Source organism: Microcoleus sp. M2_D5 (assembly GCF_036701935.1).
GTDB lineage: Bacteria > Cyanobacteriota > Cyanobacteriia > Cyanobacteriales > Microcoleaceae > Microcoleus.
In genome coordinates this window covers 34,962-47,499 of the sequence record NZ_JAUBRP010000003.1, presented here as the reverse complement: position 1 = coordinate 47,499, position 12,538 = coordinate 34,962, and the positions used below count along the sequence as shown (strand labels likewise).

Sequence of the window (12,538 nt, the reverse complement as noted above, 5' to 3'; positions counted from 1 at the left end):
AGAGTGCTTCCTGTCCCCCCCTTGTTAAAGGGGGTTAGGGGGGATCTAGACTCGGGCATAAACGAGAGATACATAAGGTTTTCAGTCTTAACTTGACACCAATTAACAATGCTGTGTCCCTACCCGCGAGAGCTAGAGCGTGCCGCCGGCAGCTTGGAAAAGAGCTCTCGCGCGTTTGATTGCTTGCTTAGCTTGAATTTGCTCTTGCAAAGTGCCGGTAGTAGCCTTTTGCAAACGAGCTTCTGCTTCGGTGTAAGCAGTACGAGCAGCTTCTTTATCAATGGTTTCGCCTTTTTGGGCGCCGTTGACAAGAATAGTAACTTTGTTTTCTTGGATTTCTGCAAAGCCGCCCATGAGAGCAATAGACACCCATTCCTTGCCGGGACGGACGCGCATCACTCCAGTATCCAAAGCTGTCAACATTGGAGCGTGACCGCTCAAGATACCCAGTTGGCCTGTGGTGCTCGGCAGAATTACTTCTTCAGCATTAGAATCCCAAACAGTTTTGTCTGGGGCCACTACGCGCACAGTTAATGTCATAAATTGTCCTTAGTCATTAGTCATTAGTCAGCAGTCAGCAGTCAGCAGTCATTAGTAATTAGTCATTAGTCAGCCGTCGGCTATCATCAGTCACTTAGTTGTTAACTGTTAATTTTTAACTGTTAACAACTAATGACCAATGACTAATGACCAATGACCAATGACTAATGACTAATGACTAAAATTACTTGGCGTCAGCTTTCATTTTTTCAGCTTTGGCGATCGCCTCGTTGATATCGCCCACCAAATAGAAAGCTTGTTCCGGTAATTCATCAAGTTCGCCAGCCAAAATCATCTGGAAACCCTTAATGGTATCTGCCAGCTTGACGTACTTGCCGGGGGAACCGGTGAACACTTCAGCCACAAAGAACGGTTGAGACAAGAACCGTTCAATTTTGCGAGCGCGAGAAACCGTCAAGCGGTCATCTTCCGACAGCTCATCCAAGCCCAAAATCGCAATAATGTCTTGCAATTCCTTATAGCGTTGCAGAGTTGACTGCACCTGACGAGCAACACCATAGTGCTCTTCGCCGACAACGCTAACTTGCAACATCGTAGACGTAGAATCCAGCGGGTCAACAGCCGGATAAATCCCCTTCGCAGCCAAACCGCGAGACAACACAGTTGTAGCGTCCAAGTGAGCAAAAGTCGTAGCCGGTGCGGGGTCAGTCAAGTCATCCGCAGGTACGTACACAGCTTGAACCGAAGTAATCGAACCTTCGGTAGTCGAAGTAATCCGTTCTTGCAAGTCGCCCATGTCTGTACCGAGAGTCGGCTGATATCCCACAGCCGAAGGCATCCGACCCAACAGAGCCGATACCTCAGAGCCCGCTTGCACAAACCGGAAGATATTGTCAATGAACAGCAGCACGTCTTGCTTGCTGACATCGCGGAAGTATTCGGCCATCGCCAGAGCCGACAGACCCACGCGCATCCGAGCACCAGGCGGCTCGTTCATTTGACCGTAAACCAGAGCAATTTTCGACTTGCTGCGGTCTTCCTCGTCAATAACCCCCGACTCGATCATTTCTTTGTAGAGGTCATTACCTTCGCGGGTGCGCTCGCCCACACCACCAAACACGGACACGCCGCCGTGAGCCTTGGCGATGTTGTTCACGAGTTCCATCATAATCACGGTTTTGCCGACGCCTGCGCCGCCGAACAAACCGATTTTGCCGCCGCGACGGTAGGGGGCCAGCAGGTCGATCACCTTGATCCCAGTTTCAAACACCGAAGGCTTGGTTTCCAGTTCGGTGAAAGTCGGCGGGTTGCGGTGGATGGGCATACTTTCGGAAGTATTGACCGGGCCGAGGTTGTCTACGGGTTGGCCGATGACGTTAAAAATGCGGCCTAGAGTTGGAATGCCGACGGGAACTTGGATTGCTTCCCCGGTATCTACTACTTCCATGCCACGCACCAAGCCGTCGGTGGTACTCATGGAAACTGCACGCACTTGGCTGTCTCCGAGCAGTTGTTGAACTTCGCAGGTAACGGCAACGTCTTGACCTGCTTCGTTTTTGCCGGAAATCGTGAGAGCGTTATAGATTTGGGGCAGTTTGCCGCCTGGGAATTTTACGTCTACAACCGGCCCAATGATTTGGGTGATGTAGCCTACGTTCGTTTTTTCTGCGGTGGATACCATGAATAGTGCCTTTGTTAGGATGCTATTTTTCCCGTTATGGAAAAAGTCTTAACATTTAGAAATGCTATTCCTCAGATTACCACTGAACAGACGCACTATTTAGATTTGTATGGGTCTGGTTAAGAGTCATTTTTATGGTTGCTGCCCTCGCTTTTTTTCCTGCGAGCCGCAGCCAAAGCCCCGATCCCCAGGATAGTCCCGAATACTGTGACTGGTTCTGGGACTGGTTCTGGGACTGGTTGGGGGACTGGTTGGGGGACTGGTTGGGGGACTGGTTGGGGGACTGGTTGGGGGACTGGTTGGGGGGCTAACTCAGCGGACACGGTGAATTCGTTGAAGTCTAGCTTGGTTCCGGGTTCGGCAGCGTCGAAGGAGATTTTTGTGCCATTAGCCAGTTCGGCCATTGTGAGAGATGAAAATTGCTCTGGGCCTTTACCGCCGTTGATGTTTGCAAAGGAGCCGCTAGAGTTGGGGTCGAGGCTAAATTTACCAAACACAGCAAGCTGACATCCCGCCACCAGACATTCATCTCTTCGGAATTGGGTGCCAGCGGCCCGCCATTGGGAGCTGTTCATGAAGGTGCTCGACGAGACGTATTGCTCGAAAGGTCTGCCGCTACCCGTGTCGCTCCACAGCAGCAGCGCATAAATTTGATCCTTCAAAAATCTGAAGTTTTGGGTGATGGAGCCGTTTTCGGAGGTGACTGCGTTCCCGAAGGTTCCTTCCCAGTTGTTGGCAGAGCCGTTATCTGAGGGTTTAGTCTCGTAGAACAGTCTGGCGATGTTTGTGTAGCCATTGTTTTCTGGCTCAGCAGCCAAAGCTGCTACCCACAAGCTGGACTGGTAAGGGCTGCCAGAGCGGTCGAAGGTAAAGTTTATACTGGTATCTCGATCGAACTGGATGCCGCCAGTGCCAAACATGAAAGCTCGGACGGGCAGGCAGATGCCGAGCAACATTGTGGTTGCCAAGGTGGCGACTGTAAAAGATGTTTTTTTGACTAGCGTTAAGGTAGTCATAACCCTGATTCCTCCTGTATTGTTAGGTAGTTAGGCCCAAAATGCCCTAAATTCCATGTTGCTGTGAGGCGAATAGACGATCGCGAGCCTGCGATATTTAGGACGATCGTCAAACCTGAAGAAGAGGCTCCACACCAGTGAATATACATACATATCTCACTTAAGGGTGTTTTGGAGTAAATGAGTGCTTCTTCTAAGAGTTTTCACCGACACTAGATTGGCACAGTTTAATCTGTAACAGCAAGATTTTCATCCTGCCTAGACTTCCAAGCTACTACATTTACTTGGTTTCGGTAACTGTCTAAAGTTGAGTGCAAGACTTGCCTCTATGGGCTTTCATCAAAAATACATAAAAATTTTACTCGATATTTATGAAGTTTTGGTAAAGTCCCTCCATAAAATATAAAGTTTTTGAGAGAAAGTCGGCTGTTCGGTTAGTTGCTCCTGAAAGCGGGCTACAAGCTGCTTGCCCGATGCAGAAAGAAGCGAGAGCGCCGGCGAGTAGGGAGTTGAGCAAATTTTTTGCTACTTTAAGGAAGATGTATAACAGGCGATCGTTAGTTACGTAAGTTTGACTAAATTTCCGAGTTTTTTAAATCCCTAAATTTCGCGTTATGTGCCATATTTTCCGCCACAGTCCCGAAGGAATTAACCCGGTTGTTTAAGGTAATTGTGATAAGGAAGCAGTGAAAGTCAAAAAAAGAAACCAAGTTTGATTTACCTCGCATGATTCCTAGTAAAAAAAATATGTAAATCATACTAATGCTCGCGAATTAAATAACTTACAATTTTAATTGTTGTGGTGGGATGGGCGTCCCGCCCGTCATGAGTGGACGGGCGGGACGCCCATCCCACAAACTTGTGGAAGTTATTTAATTCTCATGCCTAATTGAAAACATACATTTCCTTTTTTAGTCCTAATTATTCGATAGCCCAAAATAGGATGCTCCTATTGACATGAGAAAATTTTAGGAGTAAAAATAGGAGAAATAAATACGATCGCACTTTAAGCACCATCTTTAAACACAATGACACCCAACAAACTACATTTGATCGGATGGTTATTCATTGTTAGCTGGCTGAGTGCTGCTGCGGGTTCGGCCAAGGCGCAACCCATCGCCCCGGCAGCCGACGGCACTAACACAGTTGTTACTCCCAACGGCAACCGCTACGATATTTCCGGGGGGGCATTCAGCGGAGATGGGGCTAATCTTTTTCACAGTTTTACTCAGTTTGGCCTCAGCGAGGCTCAAACGGCTAACTTTTTGACCAATCCCAACATTCAAAATATTTTGGGAAGGATTACTGGGGGTAATCCTTCTTTAATAAATGGCTTAATTCAAGTTACGGGCGGGAATTCCAATTTATTTTTGATGAATCCTGCTGGCATGATTTTCGGGCCGAATGCCACTCTCAACGTGCCCGGATCTTTTAATGCTACTACGGCGACAGGGATAGGTTTTGGGAACAATCAGTGGTTTAGTGCGATCGGCAATAACAATTGGGCAAAATTAATCGGGGCTCCGAACAGTTTTGCGTTTACAAATTTGCCAGGGGGAAGCATAATTAATGCAGGCAATCTGACGGTGACACCAGGTCAAAGTTTAAGTTTGATCGGCGCTACGGTTGTCAATACGGGTCAGGTAAATGCGCCTAGTGGCAATATTATCATCAGCGCCGTACCGGGTAACAATTTGGTGCGAATTAGTCAAGCTGGAAATTTATTGAGCTTGGAAATTGGGCCGACAGCAAATCACAGTTCGCTGCCGAACAATTGGACGCAGCCAGTATTATCTTTGCCGGAGTTGCTGACTGGACAAGGTGTGGGACAGGCGACGGGTTTGACGGTAAATCCTAATGGGGAAGTTGTATTGACGGGGAATGCTGCTGTGCCGGTAACTGCGGGAACTGCGATCGCATCCGGCACTCTCAATGTCTCTGGCAACACGGGCGGTAGTGTAACTATTTTAGGCGATCGAGTAGGTGTTATTGCGGGCAATATCGATGCTTCTGGGATTAACGGCGGCGGTACTGTACTGATTGGCGGAGATTATCAGGGTTTGGGGACGGTGCCCAATGCTCTAAGAACTTATGTGAGTAGCGACTCGACGATTAATGCTGATGCTGTTAGTAATGGGAATGGCGGGCGAGTTATAGTTTGGGCGGATGAAACTACTCGCTTTAATGGCAATATTACGGCCAGAGGTGGCTTGTTTTCTGGGAATGGCGGCTTTGTGGAAGTTTCGGGAAAGCAATCGCTGGATTTTCAAGGATTAGTTGATTTGCGATCGACCTTTGGCATCGCTGGTACCTTATTGTTAGATCCTACTGATATTACTATTGTCGAAGGTCCGAATAATGTTCCTGCGGGGCCAACATTTGTTGACTCCGGCCCTCCTTCTGTGATTAATAATGGGAGGCTGCAAGCACAGCTAAATTTTGGAAATGTTACTATTTCTACGGCGTCAGGTAATACGGAGGAAGGCAATATTAACGTTGACGCACCGATTGCTTGGACTAATAATAATTCGCTGACTCTGAAAGCGAATAATAATATTAATATTAATAATACCGCTATCACCACTCAGGGAGGCACTATTACTCTGAATGCTGATAGCGATAATCTAAACGGTGGTGCTCTCAGTATCGTAGGTTCCACGATGGATACTAATGGTGGTAATTTCCTGGGTAATGGTCAGGGGACTCTTGGGGCCGTGCGGGGAATCAATGTCCAGAACAGCAAAATTAATGCCGGAAGTGGAAAAATTGACCTCAATGGTACGGGAAGAAAATCGACAGGGGGAAACAATGTCGGTATTTCTATTTCGGGTGCTACCACATTACAAACTACTGGCAGCGGCAATATTACTTTCAACGGTACTGGCGGCAACGGGACAGATGGTAATCAAGGGATATCTATTGACGGCAGCACAGTACGGGCTGGGGGAAGTGTCAGCCTGACTGGAACAGGTGCGGGGACAGGAATCGAAAATACAGGCGTTAATCTCAACAAGGCTACAGTGGAGTCCACTGGCACCGGGACTGTGACTCTCATCGGTGTTGGCGGTAATGGGACTCGTGACAATCGAGGGATATTCGTTGAGAACGGTACAGTGAAAGCGCTCTCTGGAAATGTTAGTCTGACGGGTACAGGTGGTGGAACTGGGTCTTCCAACCACGGTATAGAGATATTAAATGATGCTAAAATCCAAACCGCAGGCTTGGGAAAGGTGACGTTGACGGGGACGAGCAGTGCAGGCACCACCAGTACAATCGGGAGCGGTAATTCCGGGATCAGGCTCCGCAGAGGCACGGTAACATCGGAGGATGGAGATATTGTTTTAACCGGTACGAGTGTAGGGACTGGATTTAACAGCTACGGGATTAACACGCCCCTGATTTTGGCTGACGAGATACCGACCACGGTACAAGCTACGGGAACGGGTAATATTAGTCTCACGGGAAAGGCTAACAACTCCAATAATTCCATTACACTCGCCCAAGGTGCGATTGAGGCGACTTTAGGCGGCAATGTCACTTTGACGGGCGATGAAATTTCATTGTCATCAATAACTCAAATTAAAGGTACTGGGATTATCCAGTTGCAGCCGCTTACTCCCAGTTTAGATATTACTGTGGGCGGTAATACTGCGGACGATCGTTTGAATCTCAGCAGTGCTGAACTCGCGCCTCCGGTTTTAAATGGGTTTTCCCAAATGATTATCGGGCGCACGGATGGGACGGGGAATATCGCAATTGATCCTGCTGGTGTTACTTTTAATTTCCCCGTCACAATGCAAGCTGGCGCAATTGCAGTCGATGGAAACATTACAGGTGCAAACAACGCTTCAATTACTTTTAATGCTCCAACGACTAACTTAAACGCAAATATTCTCACCAACGAACAGAAGATTGACTTTGGTGGCAAAGTCTCTCTCGGTACGGGTTCTAATGTCACTCTCGATACTGGGTTAAATAATGCAGGTGACATTAATTTTGGGGGAACGGTTGACGGCGATGGCAACCTAGTTTTGACTACGGGAACAGGCGTTATTAATGTCAACGTGCAAATGGGGGAGACATTGCCTTTACGTTCCCTGAAAACAATCAATTCTTTCGATGTTAAGAGTCCGATCGATTTTTCGATTGAAACTACAGGCAATATTACAGTTGGTAGTATGAGAAATCCCGGAGGGGCGATCGCCCTTACCAGCACTAATGGCAATATTGATACGACAGCAGGGGCAATTGATACAAAATCCACTACCGGAAATGGTGGCCCGATCGCACTCAGTGCTAACAATATTACTGCTAGTAATCTTAACTCTAGTTCCACTGCTGGCAATGGCGGAAAAATCACCCTCACAGGCAAAACAGGCGACGTTGTTGCAGTTTCAGGAGTAATTAATTCTAGCTCTACTTCCGGTGCGGCCGGAGATATCGCGATCGCCACTCCCAATGAAGTCAGGATAAATAGCATTGATGCTAATGGATTGCCCGGTACTGGATCGTTAGGAAATGTCACCGTCAACAGTGCTGGTTTCACTACATTTAATGCTGTCAAGGCTACCAGTTTCACCACCAATGCTGGCGGTACAACTCAAGTCAAGGGAAATGTTACTACAACTGGCAGTCAAACTTATGGAGATGCAGTTACAATTGCCAACAATCCGATTCTTTTAGGTAACAGCATTACTTTCAATAATACTGTTGATGGTACCAGCGATTTGACGGCGAATGCGGTTAGCGGTAATGTTACATTCAATGGTGCAGTTGGTGCTGCAAGTGCGATCGGCAATTTAACAGCTAACTCTACAGGAACAACCGCATTTAATCAAACAGTCAATGCTGCGAGTTTGACTGCAGATTCTGGCGGCACAACTCAAGTCAAGGGAAATGTGAGTACAACTGGCGCTCAAACTTATGCAGATGCAGTTACAATTGCCAACAATCCGATTCTTTTAGGTGACAGCATTACTTTCAATAATACTGTTGACGGTAGCAGCGATTTAACTGTGAAAGCCGCTAGCGGTAATCTTACCTTCAAAAGTGCGATCGGCGAAACAACTCCTCTCACAAGTTTAACTGCCAACAGCAAAATATCTTTAGGCGGGAATGTCACTACAACCGGCACTCAAACTTATGCAGATGCTGTGACGGTTGCCAATAATCCGATTCTCGCAGGCAGCGACATTACTTTCAATAATACAGTTGACGCACCTGGAAATCTCGGTATTGCTGCGGACAATGTTAATCTCAAAGGAACTGTAACAACCACCAACGACGGCACGCTCACAATTACCAATAAGGTGAATCTCAATATTGAGAAAAACCTGAATTTGGACGGTGAATTTATTCAAAATGGCGGTGGAAATGTTGCGGTTAGCGGAAATATCACCACAACTAATGATAACATTAGTTTTAGCGACCCTGTGACATTAAAAGCTCCTGTGAATTTTACACTGGGAGATGCAACTATTGCTTTCGGTTCTACTTTATCTGCAGGTAGTAACCCGCTGAATTTAACTGCAGGTGAAATTGATTTTTCTGGGAATGTTTCTGGTACGGGCGCGCTGATGCTGCAACCCGCAACAGCCGAACAAAATATTGTTGTTGGCGGAAGTGATAACAATACTAGCGCTTTAGATTTGACTGCATCGGAAATTAATTTGATTCAAAATGGATTTAGCTCGATCGCGATCGGGCGATCGGATAGCAGTGCAAATGTTAGTATTTCCAATAATCTCACATTTTTAGATCCAGTAAATATTCAAACGGGAACGGGTGCGATCGCACTTGATGGCACTCTTACCGGAAATGACAACAGCAGTGTTGCTCTCAAGGCTGCTACAATTAATTTGAATTCTGGCATCAATACCACTAAAAATCCGATCGATCTCAACGGCACTGTCACACTCGGCAACGATATTAATCTCACTACCAGCGGCGGAGATATTAAGATAACAGGTGCGATAGACGGCAATCATTTGTTGAACTTAGATGCCGCTACAGGCAATGTGCTGGCACAAGGAAATATTGGAGTAACAACGCCCTTATCTGTGTTGAATGTTACTGCCTCAAATTCAGAAGTTATTGGAAACGTTAACAGCAATTCTGGTTTTAATATTACGGGCTTAAATACTAAATTAGACGGGAATATTACCACTAATAACGGCAACCTTAATATTAGCAATGCTGTGGTTTTGACAAAGGATGCGGTATTTAGTACGGCAGGGGGAAATATTGCTTTGGGTGCGATCGACAGTGACAGCATTAATGCCCGCAACTTAACTCTAGCCTCCGGTAGCGGCAGCATCACTTTTAACGGTGCGGTGGGTGCCACCAGCAAATTAGGCAATCTTGCGATCGAAAATGCTGGCAATGTGACAGCCAACTCGACAATTAACGCGCAACAATTGACAGCACTAAACACAGAAAAAGTCAACTTATTGGGAGATGTCACCGCCGCCAAAGTCGATATTACTGCCAAGGGTGATCTAACCGTTAAAAATATTACTGCTAATGGCGGAGAAATTCTATTTACAACCGGTAACAATTTCACCGCAGGCAATTTGAATACATCGGCAAACAGTGGCGGCAACATAACTGTTAAGGCGATAACTTCAATTACAACCGGACAAATTAACTCTAGCGGTATAGTCGGAAATGCCGGCAATGTGTTCTTAGATCCGATCGGCGATATTCAAGTAGAGTTTATCAATGCCCAAGGCGGTACAGGCGGCACCGGTGGCGATGTCACAGCAATAACAGGCAGTTTTTTCCGCGCTACGGGTACTTTTTCCACCCCACTTTCGCCGACGGGAGTTGCTAGCATTTCTACTGCTGGCGGCACAGGTAGCGGAAATATCGCAATTACACACGCTGGGGGAGATAGAGGGACGCCGATTCAACCGTTTGTGGTGGGGGATGCTGCTAGCAACGGTACGGCGGGTGCAATTACCACGGGACAATCTACCATTACATCGCAGTCGTTTCCGCGTTCTAGTAGTGTTGGTAATATTGTATTTTCGACTGACGACGCGATCGACCCGCCGCCAACACCAACTCCCACTCCGGTAGAAACTCCGACTCCGACTCCGAGTGAAACTCCCACTCCGGTAGAAACTCCGACTCCGACTCCGAGTGAAACTCCAACTCCGGTAGAAACTCCGACTCCGACTCCGAGTGAAACTCCCACTCCGGTAGAAACTCCGACTCCCACTCCGAGTGTCACTCCCACTCCGACTCCAGTTGTCACTCCAACTCCGGTAGTCACTCCAACTCCGACTCCAAGTGTCACTCCCACTCCGGTAGTCACTCCAACTCCGACTCCGCTAATAACTCCAACTCCGACTGCCGTTGTCACTCCGACTCCGCTAATAACTCCAACTCCGACTGCCGTTGTCACTCCCACTCCGGTAGTAACTCCAACTCCGACTGCCGTTGTCACTCCAACTCCGGTAGTAACTCCAACTCCGACTGCCGTTGTCACTCCAACTCCGGTAGTAACTCCAACTCCGACTGCCGTTGTCACTCCAACTCCGCTAATAACTCCAACTCCGACTGCCGTTGTCACTCCAACTCCCACTCCAAGTGTCACCCTAACTCCCACTCCGAGTGTCACTCCCACTCGAATCGATCCTACGGAAATACAAGTGCCCGCACCTGTGACAGCGCCAAAATCGCCCACTGCCGCCGATACACCCACACCCAAACCGTCAACCTCCGATGAACAAGACTTTAAACGCCCCGAAAGTCGATCGCTAGAAAATCCGGGTGTTGCTGCTGCCAATCGTCGAGTTTTAACCATCGATCGAAGTATCACCAGTCAATTACCCGCTGGCATCGTAGTCTCTTCACTCGCATCCCAACAAGCACCAACAGTTAACCCTACTTCTAATTTAGTTCTGGGATATGTTCCGTCTCCCGATCGACTTTTTGAAGGTAACGACATACAGAAAACAGTCTGGGGAATCGAAGAAATGAGGAATCAAGAATTTGCAGAATACCTGGGGGTAGAAGCCAACCTCCTAGAGGAAAAAACCTTGATTTCGACATCCCAACAAACTTTACAAAATATCGAACAGCAAACCGGCAAGCGGTCTGGTATTATCTACATGGTCTCGCGAGAAGATCGACTGGAAATAATTTTAGTTCCTCCTGCCGGGTGGCCGATTCACTACAGCGTCCCCGAAGCCAACAGAGCATCTCTTTTCCCCACCGTCCAGGAGTTTCGCGCTGAAATTACCAATCCCGCAAAACGCACTACTACCACTTATCTAGCCGCCGCCCAGCAACTATATAAATGGGCGATCGCACCCCTAGAAAAAGACTTACAAAACTTAGGAATTCAAACTTTATTACTGTCAGTCGATCCGGGATTGCGGAGCCTGCCCTTTGCCGCTTTGCACGACGGTAAAGGCTTCTTGATTGAAAAATACAGTTTCAGCCTAATTCCGAGTTTTAGTTCGACTAATACCGATTATAAAGCTGTTAGAGACGCCACAGTCCTAGCAATGGGAAGGTCAGAATTTGTTGACCAACAGCCCTTGCCCAGTGTGCCGATCGAATTGCAGGCGATTTCGGCTCAGTGGCAGAGTCCATCTTTCCTCAATTCTGCTTTCACTTTAGATAATCTCACGTCGGAACACGCCAAGGGAGGATTTCGGATCGTTCACCTAGCAACTCACGCTGAATTCAAACCCGGAAAAGCGAGCAATTCCTACATTCAAATGTGGAATTCCAAATTGCGGCTCGATCGCATAGAGAGTTTGAATTGGCGCAATCCGCAGGTAGACTTGTTAGTATTAAGTGCTTGTAGAACTGCTATGGGCGATCGGGAAGCAGAGTTAGGTTTTGGAGGTTTAGCAGTAAAATCCGGCGCCAAATCTGCTTTAGGGAGTTTGTGGTATGTTGACGATGGAGGCACCTTGGCGCTGATGAGCGAATTTTACCACCAGTTGCGAGGAACCACAACTAAGGCAGAAGCTTTGCAACTGGCTCAACAAGCAATAATCTCCGGTAAAGTGCGGCTGGAAAACGGACAGCTAGTAACAACAGGCGGCCAGTTAAATTTACCTGCTAATTTACAACAAACAAACCAAAATTTTTCTCATCCTTACTATTGGAGTAGTTTCACCATGATCGGAAGCCCTTGGTAAGCTGCCATACTTTAGCTCGTGCGGGATAAAATTAACACTTCTAGGTTGTAATGAGGACTAAAGTCTGAGCGAGTTTTATTACGACTAAAGTCCTCACTATTAAGAGGTTTGATGATGAGTTATGATGGGCAATTAATTAAATTTTATATTTTAAATACAAGCCCGCAGATGAATCTGGG

The 12,538-nt window shown here is 47.2% G+C and carries 4 protein-coding genes; 1 reads left to right on the top strand and 3 read right to left on the bottom strand.

Features of this window, described 5'->3' with window-relative positions:
• Window positions 1–132: 132 nt before the first annotated feature.
• The 3 genes from atpC to QUA50_RS01745 all read right to left on the bottom strand — a co-directional run bounded on the left by atpC (window position 133) and on the right by QUA50_RS01745 (window position 3,198).
• On the bottom strand, window positions 133–540 hold the full coding sequence (atpC, locus tag QUA50_RS01755) for an ATP synthase F1 subunit epsilon (protein ID WP_333260869.1): 408 nt from the start codon (window positions 538–540) through the stop codon (window positions 133–135).
• 184 nt (window positions 541–724) lie between these two features.
• Window positions 725–2,182: a F0F1 ATP synthase subunit beta gene (atpD, locus tag QUA50_RS01750; RefSeq protein WP_333260871.1), complete on the bottom strand. Its 1,458-nt coding sequence runs from the start codon at window positions 2,180–2,182 to the stop codon at window positions 725–727.
• A 119-nt stretch (window positions 2,183–2,301) separates the two neighbouring features.
• Window positions 2,302–3,198 carry a PEP-CTERM sorting domain-containing protein gene (locus tag QUA50_RS01745; protein ID WP_333260874.1) on the bottom strand — a complete coding sequence of 299 codons (897 nt, stop codon included), beginning with the start codon at window positions 3,196–3,198 and terminating at the stop codon, window positions 2,302–2,304.
• A gap of 1,028 nt (window positions 3,199–4,226) precedes the next feature.
• Between QUA50_RS01745 and QUA50_RS01740 the strand changes: the two genes are divergently transcribed.
• Entirely contained in the window at window positions 4,227–12,359 is an 8,133-nt protein-coding gene (locus QUA50_RS01740; RefSeq protein WP_333299381.1) for a CHAT domain-containing protein, read from the top strand.
• Window positions 12,360–12,538: the final 179 nt, after the last annotated feature.